This window comes from Streptomyces sp. NBC_01166, from assembly GCF_045039765.1.
GTDB lineage: Bacteria > Actinomycetota > Actinomycetes > Streptomycetales > Streptomycetaceae > Streptomyces.
On sequence record NZ_CP108613.1, the window covers coordinates 5918267 to 5933429 of the forward strand.

General features: G+C 70.6%; 14 protein-coding genes and 1 pseudogene. 6 read left to right on the plus strand and 9 right to left on the minus strand.

Annotation, left to right across the window (positions count from 1 at the left end):
* The first annotated feature begins 173 nt into the window (after positions 1–173).
* Complete coding sequence (locus OG379_RS27340; protein ID WP_405665658.1) at positions 174–1961, plus strand: sigma-54-dependent Fis family transcriptional regulator; 1788 nt, start codon at positions 174–176, stop codon at positions 1959–1961.
* Positions 1962–2038: 77 nt separating this feature from the next.
* Here the strand turns inward: OG379_RS27340 and OG379_RS27345 are convergent.
* The 5 genes and pseudogenes from OG379_RS27345 to OG379_RS27365 form a co-directional block, all read right to left on the minus strand.
* Positions 2039–2728 (minus strand): annotated as a pseudogene (locus OG379_RS27345) (cellulose-binding protein); the annotation flags it as partial.
* 204 nt (positions 2729–2932) lie between these two features.
* On the minus strand, positions 2933–4306 hold the full coding sequence (locus OG379_RS27350; RefSeq protein ID WP_405665659.1) for a cellulase family glycosylhydrolase: 1374 nt from the start codon (positions 4304–4306) through the stop codon (positions 2933–2935).
* A 176-nt stretch (positions 4307–4482) separates the two neighbouring features.
* A complete protein-coding gene (locus OG379_RS27355) occupies positions 4483–5316 on the minus strand; it encodes an SMI1/KNR4 family protein (RefSeq protein WP_405665660.1) in 834 nt (277 codons plus the stop codon).
* Positions 5317–5326: 10 nt separating this feature from the next.
* Positions 5327–5578, minus strand: a complete 252-nt coding sequence (locus OG379_RS27360; RefSeq protein ID WP_405665661.1) for a DUF397 domain-containing protein — start codon at positions 5576–5578, stop codon at positions 5327–5329.
* Positions 5575–6396, minus strand: coding sequence for a helix-turn-helix domain-containing protein (locus OG379_RS27365; protein WP_405665662.1), 822 nt, complete (start codon positions 6394–6396; stop codon positions 5575–5577). The genes OG379_RS27360 and OG379_RS27365 overlap by 4 nt, the downstream gene beginning before the upstream one ends.
* 112 nt (positions 6397–6508) lie before the next feature.
* On the opposite strand from OG379_RS27365, the gene OG379_RS27370 reads away from it, so the two are divergent.
* From OG379_RS27370 to OG379_RS27380, 3 genes are read left to right on the plus strand one after another with little or no spacing between them, the layout of a single operon-like run.
* Positions 6509–6955, plus strand: a complete 447-nt coding sequence (locus OG379_RS27370) for an ATP-binding protein (protein WP_405665663.1) — start codon at positions 6509–6511, stop codon at positions 6953–6955.
* Between the two features lie 15 nt (positions 6956–6970).
* The gene (locus tag OG379_RS27375) at positions 6971–8011 is read left to right on the plus strand and encodes an NAD(P)/FAD-dependent oxidoreductase (RefSeq protein ID WP_405665664.1); all 1041 of its coding nucleotides are present in this window, start codon (positions 6971–6973) and stop codon (positions 8009–8011) included.
* Positions 8008–8646, plus strand: coding sequence for an SAM-dependent methyltransferase (locus tag OG379_RS27380; RefSeq protein ID WP_405665665.1), 639 nt, complete (start codon positions 8008–8010; stop codon positions 8644–8646). The genes OG379_RS27375 and OG379_RS27380 overlap by 4 nt, the downstream gene beginning before the upstream one ends.
* Positions 8647–8712: 66 nt before the next feature.
* Here OG379_RS27380 and OG379_RS27385 read toward each other — a convergent pair whose 3' ends face one another.
* Entirely contained in the window at positions 8713–9330 is a 618-nt protein-coding gene (locus OG379_RS27385) for a YceI family protein (protein WP_393763819.1), read from the minus strand.
* 227 nt (positions 9331–9557) lie between these two features.
* On the opposite strand from OG379_RS27385, the gene OG379_RS27390 reads away from it, so the two are divergent.
* Positions 9558–10082, plus strand: a complete 525-nt coding sequence (locus OG379_RS27390; RefSeq protein ID WP_405665666.1) for a hypothetical protein — start codon at positions 9558–9560, stop codon at positions 10080–10082.
* An 82-nt stretch (positions 10083–10164) separates the two neighbouring features.
* On the opposite strand, the gene OG379_RS27395 is transcribed toward OG379_RS27390, so the two are convergent.
* Positions 10165–11910 (minus strand): amidohydrolase, encoded by a 1746-nt coding sequence (locus tag OG379_RS27395; RefSeq protein ID WP_405665667.1) that lies wholly within the window; start codon positions 11908–11910, stop codon positions 10165–10167.
* Between the two features lie 69 nt (positions 11911–11979).
* Positions 11980–12957 carry a DMT family transporter gene (locus OG379_RS27400; RefSeq protein WP_405665668.1) on the minus strand — a complete coding sequence of 326 codons (978 nt, stop codon included), beginning with the start codon at positions 12955–12957 and terminating at the stop codon, positions 11980–11982.
* A gap of 73 nt (positions 12958–13030) precedes the next feature.
* On the opposite strand from OG379_RS27400, the gene OG379_RS27405 reads away from it, so the two are divergent.
* A complete protein-coding gene (locus tag OG379_RS27405) occupies positions 13031–13525 on the plus strand; it encodes an Lrp/AsnC family transcriptional regulator (RefSeq protein WP_405665669.1) in 495 nt (164 codons plus the stop codon).
* Positions 13526–13644: 119 nt separating this feature from the next.
* Here the strand turns inward: OG379_RS27405 and OG379_RS27410 are convergent, their stop codons facing one another.
* On the minus strand, positions 13645–14856 hold the full coding sequence (locus tag OG379_RS27410) for a glycoside hydrolase family 64 protein (protein ID WP_405668666.1): 1212 nt from the start codon (positions 14854–14856) through the stop codon (positions 13645–13647).
* Positions 14857–15163 lie beyond the last annotated feature (307 nt).

Here is a 15163-nt window from a genome sequence, read left to right on the forward strand (position 1 = left end):
TGCCGTTCATCAGCGTGGGGGCGGGAGACGGCGTCGAGTTTTTCAATGTGGAACACCACCGCCGGCGCCCTGATCAGGGCACGGGCCGACACACGGCAAAGTCGTGGCGAACCACCCGTTGACAGGTGCAAACGCGTTCGTAATATGGCGGAAACACGCTCATCGGAGGCGCCATGCTCAGTGACAGCAGCGCGCGGGACCGGACCATCGCACGAGCTCGCCTGAAGTTCCTGGAGACCGCGGAGCTGCCTGCGGCGATCGTGCCCGAGGGGATCCGCAACTCCTGGCAGCGTTCCAAGTACCTCGGGATCGGCACCGACGAGGTGGTCGTCCCCTACCAGCCCGACTACGACCGGGAGAGCCGCCTGGTCCGCGCCGCCACGCCGGTCCTGGACCGCCTGGAACGGGCCCTGGCCGGTTCGGACGCCTGTGTGATCGTGACGGACCGGAAAGGCTGGGTGCGGGACCGTCGCGTCGGCGAGAAGCGGCTCTCGGCTCACCTCGACCGGGTCCACCTGGCGCCCGGCTTCAACTACGCCGAGGAGTTCGTCGGCACGAACGGCATCGGGGTCGCGCTGGAGGAGCGCCGGCCCAACGTGGTCCTGGGCACGGAGCACTTCAACGAGCGCCTGCAGAACGTCGCCTGCGCGGCCGCCCCGATCCGTAACTCGGTCACCGGGCGGGTCGAGGGGGCCATGAACCTGACCTGCTGGAACGGACCAGCGCGCCCTCTCATGGCAGCGCTGGTGCAGGAAGCCGCCGGCGACATCGAGCGCGTGATGTACGAGTTCAGCAGCTCGCACCAGCGCGCCCTGCTGGAGGCGTTCCAGCAGGTGACGCACTACGGGGACCGGCCGGTGCTCTGCCTCGGCCAGGACCTGGTGCTCGCCAACTCCGCAGCGTCTGCCAGGCTCACCGGCGACGACCACAGGCTGCTGCACGAGGCCGCCGCCGAACTGGGACACGCGCCCCGCACCCGCAAGCAGGTGCAGCTCCCCGGCGGCGAGACCGTGTTCATGCGGTGCCGTCAGGTCGACAGCTCGGCGGGCGCGGCCGGATATCTCCTGGAGCTGGCCTTCGAGGACCGGCAGCCCGACACGGCCCCCGGCAGCGGGACCCGCCCCCGCACCGGCCTCCGCTCCCGGGACAGCCAGGACGCGGCCCGGCCCTGGCCGCTGCCGGGCCTGACCGGGACGGACCCGGCATGGAACACCGCCGCCCGTACGGCCTCACGCTGCGCCCGCGACCGGACGCCGCTCCTGCTCCACGGCGAGACCGGGACGGGGAAGTCCGCTCTCGCCCGCGCCGCGCACGCGCTCACCGGGGCCGCCTCGACGCCCGCGGTCCTGAACGCCGGGACCGGACTGACGGCCGCCCTGGACGCGGCACCCAGCGGGCCCGGACGGACCTTGATCCTGCGTAACGTCGACGCCGTGCCCCCCGAGGAGGGCCCCGCCGTCGCCCGGGCGCTGGACGCCGCGGCGGCACAGGGCACCTGGATCGTGGGCACGCTCCACCGTGCGCCGGGCGTACCGGACGCCCTGCGCCGCTGCTTCACCGAGGCGGCGGCGGTACCCGCACTCCGGCACCGCCTCGCCGACCTCCCGGCCCTGGTCGACTGCCTGCTGCGACGCATCGGCGAGGGCGTGGAGTGCGCACCGGACGTCCTGCCCCTGCTCCGCCGGCACGACTGGCCCGGCAACATCCGGCAACTGGAATCCGCGCTCCGCAGCGCATCCGCCGGCCGCCGCACGTACCGGATCGAGCTCCGAGACCTGCCGCCGTCCCTGCACAGCTCGGCCGGCCGCCCCCTGAGCGCCTGGGAGGCGTCCGAGCGGGACACCCTGGTCCAGGCCCTGCTGGAGGCGGACGGCAACAAACTGCTGGCGGCACAGCGGCTCGGCATCTCCCGTACGACGATCTACCGCAAGATGCGCGCATACGCGATCACCCTCCGCTGACTCGTCGGGAAGTCACGGACGGATTTCCGGGTGTGATGTCCGTTTCTCTCGTCCCTCGCCTCCCAACGACAGAACCGTCAGCAGTCGACGGGTGCGGAGTCGACGGTCACGTCGTCGAACCACAGGGTGTCGTCACCCGTCCCGTAGCTCTCCCAGCCCAGCCGCAGGGCCGTGGGCCGGGGAGGGGTGGTGCGGGAGAGCCACTGCTGGTCGATGTCCTGGGTGGGGACACCGTCGGCGTGCAGGCCCGGCACGAGCTCGTCACCGAGCCAGGTGTCGAGACCCGGTGCCGTCGTGTCGATCGCGAAGCGCAGGCACTGCCAGCTCTCCGTCGGCAGCGGTCTGCTCAGCGCCACTCCGACCGAGCTCTGGGCCGGCAGGGTGGCGTCGTCGCTCTCCCGGTTCCACTGCAGGGCGCCGTTCTGGCCTCCGACGCGCAGGCTCCGCCCGGCCTGGGAGGCGTCGGGCAGGGAGACGAACGTGACGTGGGCGGCGGGGAGCGCGGTGGTGTGCCTCACCCACATACGTACGTACATGACCGGGCCGGCCGAGGACAGGTCCGCGGTGGAGGCGACGAAGGCGTGGTTGCAGTAGCCGGCCCGGCCGTCGATCCGCAGCGATCTGCTGCCGCTGTGCGCGACGGCGGTGTCGACGGCAGCCGTGCCGGTGCCCTGGCAGTCCGGTGCGGTGAACTGCCAGGCCCCGGACGGGGCGGGACCGGTCTGGTCCTCGAAGTCCGAACAGATCACCGCGCTGCCGCAGGTGGCGGCGGCCGACGGGGGTGTGGCGGTCTCCGCTCCGCTCGCGGACGTCGCGGTGAAGCCGGACGCCAGCAGTGCGACGGCCATGAGGGCCGCCCTCCGTGGCCGGCGCGGTAATCGTGGGGGAAGGATGCGCACGTGTGCCTCCGAGGCAGGGGGTGAGGTGGTGCGGATGGGAGTGGCGGGGGCGGCTGGGCGCCCCGCCGCAGGTCAGCTGGTGGGGAAGCTGTCCGGGGTGCTGATCCGGTTCTTGAGCAGCGACCCGGAGTCGTTCAGCACGCCGCTGCTGCTGTAGTCACTGCCGCCGCAGGTCCCGGGCCGGAACGCCGCGCTGCTCTCGGGAGCGTCGGAGTAGGTCCAGTTCGCGTAGCTGATCTTCAGCTGATCGAGCAGGTCCAGCCAGGCCGTGGTGCTCGCCTGGTCCATGGCTCCGCCGCCGGTGGCGCTCACGGTGCCGAACTCGGTGACGAACAGCGGAAGTCGCGAGGCGGCTCGGCTCAGCGTGGCGCGGTAGGAGTCCTTGTGGCTCGCGGCGTAGAAGTGGAACGCGTACATGATGTTGGCCGCGTTGACGGGGTTGTTGACGACCTCGCTCTCGTTGGAGCCGTCCGAGACCCCCAGCGAGGACCAGCCGCGGGTGCCGACGATGACGACCGCGTCCGGATCGGCGGCACGGACCACCGGGATGACCTGCTCGGCGTAGCTCTTGATGCCCGACCAGCTCACACCGTTGGGCTCGTTGGTGATCTCGTAGATCACGTTCTTCTTGCCGGCGTTGCGGGCGGCGACGGACGCGAAGAAGGTCTTCGCGCGGTCGAGGTTGTAGTTCGGGTCACCCGGCGTCAGGGTGTGGAAATCGATCAAGGCGTACATGCCGCGGGCCTCGGCCATGTCGACGAGTTCGTTCACCCGAGCCGTGAATCCCGCCGGGTCGGTCTCGTAACCGTCCTCTTGTACGTACATCGAGATGCGCAGCAGGTCCGACTTCCAGTCGTTCGCCAGCGCGTCCAGCGACGCGGCGTTGTAGCAGGCGTCGAACCACTGGATGCCGTGCGTGCTCATGCCCCGCAGCTGGACCGGACGGTCGTACTGGTTGCACAGGTTCACACCGCAGACGTGGAGCGGCCCGTTGATGTCCACGGGGGTGCCGTCGGCCGGAGCGGGCGGGGGCTCTTCGAGGGAGCCCGTGCAGGCGACTCCGTTGAGCTCGAACGCCGTGGGCTTCGGGTTGGCGCCCGTGAAGGTGCCCGAGAATCCCAGGTCGGCCGTCGCGCCGGTGGCCAGCGCGCGGTTCCAGTCGACGCCGACGGCGGTGACCGCGGAGCCGGACTGCGACCAGGTGGCGTTCCAGCCCTGGGCGACCTTCTGGCCGGCGTCCGGCAGGGCGAACTCGAGCGTCCAGCCGTTGGTGGGGGCACCCAGGTTGGTGACCTTCACTCCGGCCTGGAAGCCGCCCTGCCACTGGCTGGCGACGGTGTACTCGACCTTGCAGCCGGTGGCGGCAGCCGCCTCCTGGGGTCCGAGTGCCGCTGTGAGGCCCAGGACTGTCGCGCAGGTCGCCAGTAAGGCGAGTAGGCGTTTCATGGCGTTCCTCCTCGTGCGAAGCGGAAACAGTGGGGGGTGGGAGCGCTCCCAAGGTCCATCGGGCCGAGACCGTACACGGTGTGCGGATGCGCGTACAGACATCCGACCGGCTTCGGTGAGGTGCGGTACGGGAGCCGACGGCCATGGCGTGGCGGCGAGCTGCGAAGACGTCCCTGTCAGGCCCAGGAGGAGGTGCCGTGAATGGTGTCGGCCGACTGCACGGGGCACCCCATGAGTTCCACCGCCGCCAGCACGGCTCGGCGGGCCGCCGCGCTGTCCGCGGGCGGGAACGCGACCCGGAGCTGATGGCCGTAGGCCGACTCGTACGTCAGGAGCCAGCCGGTGGCGTCCACGGCGAAGTGGTCCTGTCGCTGACCGTCGTACTCGTATCCACCACGGTCCGACGTGGGGGCGAGGGTGTCGCGCAGGATCCTCAGGCGCTCGGCGTACGGGCGGGGCCCCTCGCCCAGCCGGACGTACACATGGTCGAGCTCGACCGCGGGGTCGAACCAGGGCGCGAGCTCCGGCTCATGGTGCAGGAGCTCGGAGGTGATGGTGCGGCTCGTCAGGCCGTCCAGGAATGCGCCGGCCCCGCAGTCGAACCGCTCGTAGTCGTCGTCGCGTGACCAGATCACCACGGGCCAGGACTCGGGAGGCCCTTCGGTCAGCCAGCAGACGTGCGCCGCGCTCTCCGTCACGGCCCAGGCGAGCAGCCCGCCGGGCTCCGGAAAGAGAGGGTAGGGGTAATTCTCGGGGGAGAAGTCGCGCAGCGGACCGTAGTCGTCGAGGAGGTCCGCCCTGAGCGGGACCGGGTTGCCGTCACCGAACGGGGTGCAGAGGCACAGCGCGCCCCAGAAGTCTCCGCGTCCGTAGGTCTCGACCAGCTGCTTGTAGTCCTCGGGCAGCCGGGTGCCCAGCGTCCTCTCCGCCTCCGTCCAGTCGCCGTGGCCGTCGACCACCACGGCGGGAGGGCGTACCCGTTCGGTGATCCGGGCGAGCGAGCCGGTCACGCGCGCACCTTCAGACGGCGGAGGTGACGAACGCGGCCCAGGCGGCCGGGGGCACGGTCAGGACCGGGCCGTCGGTGACCTTGGAGTCGCGGATGTGGATGGCGGCGGGGTGGGCGGCGACCTCTACGCAGCTTCCGCCCTGGTCGCTGCTGTAGCTCGACTTGTGCCAGTCGTAGGCGACTTCGAGACAGTCGCCACCTTCACTTCCGCTGTGGCTGGACTTGAACCAGGTGAGGCCTGTGTCGTGTGCCGCTCGCGTCATGACTCTCCAAGCAGGTCGTCCAGTAGGCGCATGCTTTCCTCGGGGGAAATCGCCTGCGAACGCAGCATCCCATATTTCTGTTGCAGCACACTGACCTCGTCGAGGTCGTCGATCAGGACGCTGACGCGCTGTCCCTCGATGTAGGCCAGCTGATCGTGGTCCGGGGTCTCCAGCAACACCATCGGCCCGTCGAGAGCGGCGTGCGTCTGCCGGTTGGTGGGCATGATCTGGAGGCCCAGGAAGGGTAGGTCCGCGCAGCGGCGCAGATGCAAAATCTGCTCGCGCAGAACGGAAAGACCGCCGAGGGGGCGTGCCAGGATGCACTCCTCGATCAGGAAGTTGGCCATCGGCCGGGGCTTTCGGTCGAATACGCGCTGCCTGTCGAGGCGTGCCGCGATGCGTTCCTCGATCTCGTCGTCTTCCAGAGGTGGGTAGAGGCTCGCGAATACGGCGCGTGCGTATGCCTCGGTCTGGAGCTGCCCGGGCACCACCTGGTTCTGATACGACAGCAGCGTCACCGCCTCCTGCTCGTACTCCACGAAGTCCTGCACGAACGCCGGGAACCGCTCCTTCTGCGGAACCTTCGCCACCGCGACCCCCAACGCCCCCTTCGTCTCGAGCAGTTCGTCCAGCTGCGCCGCGAAGTCCGCCTGGAGCGCGCGGCGGCCCTGCTCGATCGAGGCGATCGTGTCCTCGCCCACGCAGAACCGGTCGGCCAGCGATGTCTGTGTGTGCCCGGCCGCGCGCCGGAAGGCGGCGAGCTGGGCGCCGATGACATGCCAGGACGTGACCCGCTTGTTCCTCTTCACCGAGTGCATGACGTGCCTTTCCCCGTACGCGAGCCCCGCCGGACCCGTCAGCGCTCGTACAAACGCGGTGTACGACCTGACGCGGTGACCCACAGTAGTGACGTTCTGTGACAGTCGTCCCGTGAACGAGACAACGCAACTCGCCTCCTTCCGTGAGGCGTTCTACCGCCGTGAGCGCAGGTCGGTGCCGCTCGTGCGCCAGTTCGTCCGGGACGCTCTGGCCGACTGGGCGTGCGAGGTGGACCTCGACGACGTACTCCTCTGCGTGAGCGAGCTGGCGACCAACGCGCTGGTCCACGGCGTCCCGCCCGGCAGGGGCTTCCGGGTCCAGCTCACCTGGGGGAGCGTGCTCCGGATCGAGGTGCACGACAGTGGCGGGGGCCAGGTCCGGGAGCCGGCGGACCCCGGGCCCCTCGCGGAGTACGGGCGTGGGCTCACGCTCGTCGGGGCGCTCGCCGATGCGTGGGGGGTGGGGGAGCGGGACCCTGGGAAGACCGTCTGGTGCGAATTTGCCGGTTCGGCAAGCAGGTTTGTCGAATCGCCGCCCCGCGCGCACCATCTTCCGTAACAGGAGGTGTTCCGCATGAGTGAGACGAACCAGCGGTACGACGTAGTGGTGATCGGCGGTGGCGCCGCCGGGCTGAGCGGGGCGCTCGCCCTGTCCAGGGCCCGGCGTTCCGTGCTTGTGATCGACGCGGGCAGCCCGCGCAACGCCCCCGCGGCCCACGCGCACAACTACCTGGGCCGGGAGGGCGTCCCGCCCCTGGAGCTGCTGGCCATCGGCCGGGCGGAGGCGGCGGACTACGGGGCAGAGATCGTCCAGGGGAGTGTCGTATCGGCCGAGAAGCTGGCCGACGGCTTCCGCGTCGTGCAGGAGGACGGGGGCGCCGTCCACGCCCGTCGTCTGCTCGTGACCACGGGGATCGTCGACGAGCTGCCGGCCGTGGAGGGACTGGCCGAACGCTGGGGCAGCGAGGTGCTGCACTGCCCGTACTGCCACGGGTGGGAGGTGCGGGACAGGCCGGTCGGCATCCTGGCGAGCAGCCCCATGGCCGTGCACCACGCGCTGCTCTGGCGGCAGTGGACCGACGACGTGATGCTGTTCCGCCACGACCAGCCCGACTTCAGCGACGAGGAGTACGAGCAGTTCGCCGCGCGGGGCATTTCGGTGGTGGACGGCGAGGTGGCCGCCGTGGAGGTGGCCGAGGGCCGGCTCACCGGTGTGCGGCTGGCCGGGGGCACGGTGATCCCGCGCGAGGCGCTCGTGGTCCAGCCGCGCTTCACCGCGCGGTCGGCGGTCCTGGAGAGCCTCGGCCTGGTGCCGACCGAGATGACGATGGGCGACCAGGTCATCGGCACCTACATCGCGGCCGACCCCGCGGGGGCGACCGATGTGCCGGGAGTCTGGGTGGCCGGCAACGTCGCCAACCTCATGGAGCAGGTCGTCGGGGCGGCGGCGGCCGGGCTGAAGGCGGCCTCAATGATCAACATGGACCTCGTCACCGACGACACCCGCCGCGTGGTGGAGGCCCGCCGCGCACCCTTCTCGGCCCAGGCCGAGGCCCGGGTCACCGAGCGTGTGCTCGGGGACCGCCGGCACGGACTTCAGGAGACGACACGATGACCACCGAAGACGCCCGCACCGACGCCGAGATGTGGGACGACAAGTACCGCGAGAGCGACCGGATCTGGAGCGGGAATCCCAACGTCGCCCTCGTCCGCGAGGTGGAGGGCCTGCAGCCGGGGCGGGCCCTCGACCTCGGGTGCGGCGAAGGCGCGGACGCGGTCTGGCTCGCCCGGTGGGGCTGGCGGGTCACCGCCACGGACATCTCGCGGGTGGCCCTGGAGCGGGCGGCGGTCCACGCGGCCGAGGCCGACGTCGCCGACCGGATCGACTGGCAGTGGCACGACCTGGGGGCTTCGTTCCCCGAGGGGGAGTACGACCTGGTCTCCGCCCAGTTCCTGCACTCGATGGGCGACCTGCCCCGCGAGGAGATCCTGCGCAGGGCGGCGAGGGCGGTCGCGCCGGGAGGCGTGCTCCTGATCGTTGGGCACGCCGGCTTCCCCTCGTGGGAGCACGACCACCCGGACATGGAGCTGCCCACGACGGACGAGGTGCTCGCCTCGCTCGAACTGCCGGACGGGGAGTGGGAGGTGCTGCTCAGCGAGGAGCACGAGCGGATCCAGAACGACCCCGAGGGCAACCCCACCACCCGCACGGACAACGCGCTGAAGGTCCGCCGCATCCCGGGCCGCTGACGCCGAGCGCCCGCCGTCCTCCCCCCGGGAGGGGGAGAGCCGGCGGGCGCGCTCGGTTCGGGAGGGTCAGGCCTGCGGGGCGGCCTTGATGGCGGAGATGTCGAAGTTCAGCTTGACCTTGTCGCCGACCAGCACGCCGCCGGTCTCCAGCGCCGCGTTGTAGGTCAGGCCCCAGTCGGAGCGCAGGATCTCGGCGCTGCCCTCGAAGCCCACGCGCTGGTTGCCGTAGGGGTCGGTGGCGGAACCGTTGAACTCCAGGTCGATGGAGAGCGGGCGGGTGACGTCCTTGATCGTGAGGTCGCCGGTGACCCGGTAGGTGTCCCCGCCGAGCTGCTCGGCCCCGGTGGAGCGGAACGTCATCAGGGGGAACGTCTCGGCGTCGAAGAAGTCGCCGCTGACCAGGTGGCCGTCGCGGTCGGCGATGCCGGTGTCGACACTGGAGATCTTGACATCGATGGAGGCGGAGGACCTGGAGGGGTCGGAGCCGTCCAGCTCCAGGGTGCCCTCGTGCTCACCGAAGGAGCCGCGCACGTTGGTGACCATGGCGTGGCGCACGGTGAAACCGATGCTGCTGTGGGCCGGGTCGATCGTGTAGGTGCCGGTCAGCGCGGCCAGCGCGGGGTCCACCGCGAGGGTGGCGGTGGCGGTCGGGGCGTCGTTGTTCTTGCGGTTGAACAGAGCCATGGCTCCTCCTCGGGGGACGGATTCAGACGAGTGGCCGTCGAAGAGTTGATTTAACCTTCAACGAGTTCGACTGTAGCCCCATCTTGTTCAAAGTTCAACATCAAGGGTCCAGGCCGGTCCGGAAGTCGCGGAAGGTCTGACGGTGACCCCCGCCGCCCCCTGGCGGACGCGCGTAGAGCTGGGGCACTATCTCCCTGCCCGTAATTGTCATGAGCAGGAGGAAACCCATGCTGACCCGTCCCCGACTCCGCTCGGCACTCACCGCTCTCGCCCTCGTCCTCGGCGTGCTCTTCGCGCCCGGCGTCGGTGTCCTCGGCGGCGGCGCCACCGAGGCGCAGGCCGTCACCAAACTGACCCACTCCCAGGCGACCTCCCGCTTCAGCTCGTCCGGGATCACCTGGTCGTCCTCGGGTGGCTGTTCCAACCGGAACGTCTCCACCTGCACGTCCTTCGACCAGCTCAACCTGACCAGCGCCCAGGGCGCCCAGACCCTGAAGAGCGCCACGGGCTGCGCCCTGAACATCACCGGGGGCACCGAGACCGGGCACGCCAGTGGCACGTACTCGCACTGGAACGGCTACAAGCTCGACTTCGGCAAGACCACCTGCCTGACCAACTACGTGAAGGGCGTGTTCAGTTACATCGGCCTGCGCGGCGACGGCGCCCCCCAGTACAAGTCCGGCTCCGGCAACATCTACGCCGACGAGGGCAACCACTGGGACGTGACGTACTACAACTGCGGCGGCTGCTGACCTCGTGTGCGCAGGCCCGGCCAAGTACGCGGAGGTGCCCCCGTCCGGCCGGACGGGGGCACCTCCGCGTACTTGGCCGGGATCAGACCTGCGGCTCCAGCGCCGGCCCGAGCGAGGCGAACTTCTCCTTGCTGACGATCCGGCGCGGCGGCCAGGTGATGTTCTCCGGCGGCCAGCTCTGGCCCGTCTTCTTGAGGAACCAGGCGGGCGGCTCGTACATCGGCGGCTCGTACCCCTCCGGCAGCGCGGTCTTCCAGGTCAGGCCCTCGGTCCGCTTCTCGAACTCCTCCTTGACGCCCCGCAGCAGCTCCGGCTTCACCAGGAGGTCGACAGCCGTGGCCGCCAGATAGGCCGCGGCGGCCTTGATCGCAGCGTGCGCGGGCGCCGATCCCGCGCAGGAGGCGGTTGACCAGGTGTGCATCTTCGACCCGATGGGGGCCACCGCCGCGCCCATGGAGACGGTCGGCACCTGCCAGCTGATATCGGCCACATCGGTGGAACCGCCGCCCTGGAAGACGGGGTTGGGCGGCGCCAGCTCACCGATCTTGTCGTGCAGGCCGCTCTCGGGCAGCCCCAGCGAGGACTGGAGCTCCTTGGCGAGACGCTGGGCGTCCTCGGAGAAGACCGGGGGCCCGATCTGCCGCATGTTGTCGTACATCAGCTCGGCGAACGCCTTGGAGGGGAGCTGGTTCCAGCACGCCGAGGTGATCCGGTGCCGCACCGACGTGCGGCTGGCGGTCGCGGCCGCCTCCGAGACGGCGATGACCTTGTCCAGCAGCGAGGTGACCCGCTCGACGCTGCCCTCACGGACGTAGTAGGAGATCTCCGCGATCTCCGGCGTCACATTGGGGATGTCGCCGCCGTTGTTGATCACCCAGTGCAGCCGCGCCGAGGGGGCCATGCTCTCCTCGCGGAGGAACTCCGACATGGTCGCCATCATCACGGCCGCGTCCAGCGCGCTCTTGTTGCCGAGCGGGGTGCCGCCGTGGCCGGCGACACCGAGGAAGGTGAAGGTGACGGCCGTCATCGCGTTCGAGGTGCCCCAGCCGGTGGCGTTGCCGGTGGAGGGATGCCAGTCGAGGAAGGCGTCGAGCCCGTCGTAGACGCCCTGGCTGACGGCGTACGTCTTGCCGATCAGCTGTTCCTCGGCGGTGGAGCCGAAGAACTTCACCGTTACATCGAGCTTGTGGCGCCGGGACGCCTCCGCGACGGCCGCGGCGGCGGCCGCCGCCGCGGTCCCGAGTGCGCAGTGGCCGCAGCCGTGCCCGGCCCCGTAACCCGGGGCGAACGGGTCGTGGACGTACTCCTTCGGATCGTGCTCGCCCACCCCCTTGTTCTGGGACAGGCCGGGAAGGGCGTCGTACTCGCCGCTGAAACCGATGACGGGACCGCCCTTGCCCCGGGTGTACGTGGCGGTGAAGGCGGTCGGGAAGCCGGCCGTGCCGAACTCGACGTCGAAGCCCGCCTTGCGCAGGAAGTCGGCCTCGGCGAGGGAGGAGTTCCACTCCCGCAGGCTCAGCTCCGCGTGCTCCCAGATCTCGTCGTTCAGCCCGTTGATCCGGGACGCGTTCCGCTCGATCCAGCCGAGCGCCGTCCGCTTGGCGGCCGAGTCCTGGGCGAGCCCCCCGGGCGGGGTGTAGGAGGTGGCGTCCACCGCTCCGCCCGCGGCCTCGTCCGAGGCCGCCGCCATCGCCGGATCGGCGGTCGCGCCCATCGCCGTGGTGGCTATTCCGGCGGCCCCGAGCATCTGCATGATCCGGCGGCGGCTCAGTCCGTCGCCCGTGTGTACCGCATGGTCGTGGTCGCTGGGGTCGTGCAGGTCACACACGGGCGCCTCCGGGTCCGATGGCATGTACAAGTACAGTGCCCGGCACTCTTCATTCCGGTTGTTGCGAAGTCAATAGCCCGGGATGTCGCCGGAGTTACGCGTTCCGGTGCCGGCGCCGGCGTGAACCGGAGGAGAGGCCCCAAACCGGCGTGCGGAGCCGGGGAGGAATCGCGGCGGCAGGCACATGGTGACCATTCCGGCGAGGATCAGCGCACCCCCGGCCCAAGCCACCGGCGAGAGGTGCTCGTGGAGCAGGAGCACGCCGATCAGCGCGGCGGCCAGGGGCTCGGCGAGGCTGAGGGTTCCGGCCGTGGTCGCGCGCACCTTGGTGAGGCCTGTGGTGAACAACCAGTAGGCGAGGGCTGTGGTCGCCACACCCAGCCAGGCGATCAGGGTGAAGGTGGCGCCCGGCCTGGCGGGAGCGGCGCTGTCGACCATCCAGGGCGTCAGGGGCAGGGCTCCCGCGAGCAGGGAGAGCGCGGCGAGCCCGGGCAGTTGGGCAGCCGGAGCGACGGCAGCCAGCTTCTTGGCGAAGACGGTGTACAGGCCGTAACAGACACCGGCGGCCACGGCCAGGAGCAGGCCCGGCGTGTCCACACCCTCGCTCCCCGGGGTCAGCAACAGGGCGCAGCCGGCGACGGCCCCGGCGGTGCCGGCCATCCAGACGGCCGTCATCCGCTCACCGGTGACCCACCGGGAACACAGGCCGATCGCCGCGGGGGCGACGCCCAGGGCGACCACCGTGGCCAGGGCCGCCCCGGTCCGCGTCACCGAGGACATGAGGGCCGCCTGGAAGACGCCCGTGGATACGGCGCAGATCAGCAGGGGGCGCACCACCGCGCCCGTGGCCAGGGCCCCCAGGGTGTGCCGGCGGACGGTGAACATGGCCAGGACCAGTCCGCCCACGAGCAGCCGCCAGCCTCCCAGGGCCGCCGGCGCCATGGTGCTGGACGCCAGCACCTGGGCGGGACCGACCGTGCCCCACAGCACGGCCGCGCCGAGCACCAGCCCCGCTCCGAGAAACGGCCCGTTCGTTCGTGTATCCATAGTCGCCGACACTAGGCAGATGCCCAGGTAGCACGGGTGATGGCCGCACTTCGTGCACCGTAGGGTCCATTCCATGGAACTTGATGCGCTGGACCGGGCCCTTCTGCGGGAGCTGCAGAACGATGCACGGCAGACCAACCGCGAGCTCGCCGCCAAGACCGGGGTCTCCCCCTCCACCTCGCTCGAGCGGGTACGGCTGCTGCGCGAGCGAGGCGTGATCACCGGCTACCACGCCGCCCTGGACCTCGACGCGGCGAACAGGCCGGTCCAGGCGCTCATCTCGGTGCGCATCCGGCCCCCGGCCCGCCCCGTCATCGAGGGGTTCCGGGAATGGGCAGCGCGCCTGCCCGAGGTGATCGGCCTGTTCGTCACCTCCGGCACGCACGACTTCCTCCTGCACATCGCCGTCCCCGACGTCGACGGCGTGTACGCCTTCGTCATCGACCGCCTCACCGAACGCAGGGAGGTCGCCGACGTGCAGACCACCATGGCCTACGAGCACGTCCAGTCCCGCTGCATCGAGCCGGCCGCCTCCGAGCGGCCGCGCTTCTCACGCAGGGCCGGCTGACCGGCCGGCTCCACAAGCCCACACGGCCGACAGCACCGATGCGGGACGACGCCGAGCCCCGCCGGCCGCGAAGGCGGACGACGGGGCGGAATCGTGGGGGGTGGGCCGGGGGAGGTGGGTCAGGAACCCACGGTCACCGTGAAGCGGCGGGGGTTGCCGTCGTGTGCGGCTCCCGACACGTCCGGCTCGCCGTCCGGGCGTACGTCGTCGTAGGGGAAGGCGTAGCCGATCGGGGAGTTCGCGTGGACGACGCGCGACCAGTGGTTCGTCACCGCGCCCTTGTAGTAGTCCGCCACCGACGTGCCGTTCGGCTGGCTGGGGTGGCTGAGCATGATCGAACGGTTGAAGCCCGCCGCGATCCTGGCCAGCAGGGCCTTCTTGTCGTCGGAGTCCCCGGGGTTGTTGGTGAAGGGGCCGTGGTTGCAGGTGAAGATGTCCTTCGAGGTCGGCTTGACGAACGTGTGGCCGCCCTCGAACGTCAGGGTGTCGCCGCCGACCCGGCCGGCGAGCGTGCCCCGGCCCCCCTGCAGATCGATCCGCAGGTCGGTGGAGCGGTACTTCTCCCAGACCTCGTCGATCTGCGCGGTGAACAGATCCCGGAACGGCATCTCGGCGGGGCGGTCGAAGAACGGCGCCATCAGGTTCTGCGGCGAGACGACCCGCAGGACCTGTCCGTCCGAGCCGCGGGTGACCAGCTTGTCCCAGGGCTGCCCGTCGGAGGCCGCCTGGGCCGTGAGGTCATCGGCGATCCGCTGGACCGCGCCGTCGGGGAGCGGGGCCACCGTGTGCGTGGCGTCGCCCTCGAGGGTCAGCCCGATCGGCAGCGCCGTCACCAGGTCGACGTAGCTGATGTTCGCGTACAGCTGCTGAGGGTTGAAGGTGAACTCGCAGAACGACCAGGTCCTGCCGTAGTTCGGGTCGGTGGGCGTCGCGAAGGCCGGCTCGACCAGGGACGGGCCCGGGTTGAGGTAGAAGTCCAGCTTGTCGTCGCGCACGAAGTAGACCCGTGCCCCGTACATCTGGGGCAGGGTCAGGACGACCGGGCCCGCGCCCGCGGCCTTCAGCGGGATGGCGCAGTCGACCGGCAGTGGGGTCTGCGGGGCGCCGGGGGAGTCGGGGCGGTAGACGCTGCCGTCGGGGCGCAGGAGCACCCAGCGGTCCGTGCCCTGCTCGTGACCGGTGACATAGGCGTGCACCGTGCCGGGCAACGAGCGGTTCTCCAGCGCCAGTTCACACGTCGCGGGGGCGGCCGACGTACGCGGGCTCAGGGCGCTGCCCCAGAGGGGGTAGCTGAGCGCGGTCGCGGAGGCGGCGGCGCCCGTCAGGAACATTCTGCGCGAAATCACGGAGGAACTCCCGAGGTGTGGGGGGACGCAGACAGGGATCAGGGGTGGTGCGGGGAGGTGGAGCGGTGGGGCTGTCTGCGGTGCGCACCACTCTCGCGACGGCTCCGCTGAGCGTCAAGAGTTAGGACTGAGAGCGCTCTCAAGAAGTTGCCGTTCTTCACAACTCGACGCCGTGGGACGGCTTTTGGCCACGCCTGGTCCCTCGCCGTGCGCGTGGAGTGAACAGGTACTGAACGCGGCCGCCGCCGGAGCCCCGGGACCGGAGGTGCCCCGGGCGGTGGGCGGGTGCTGC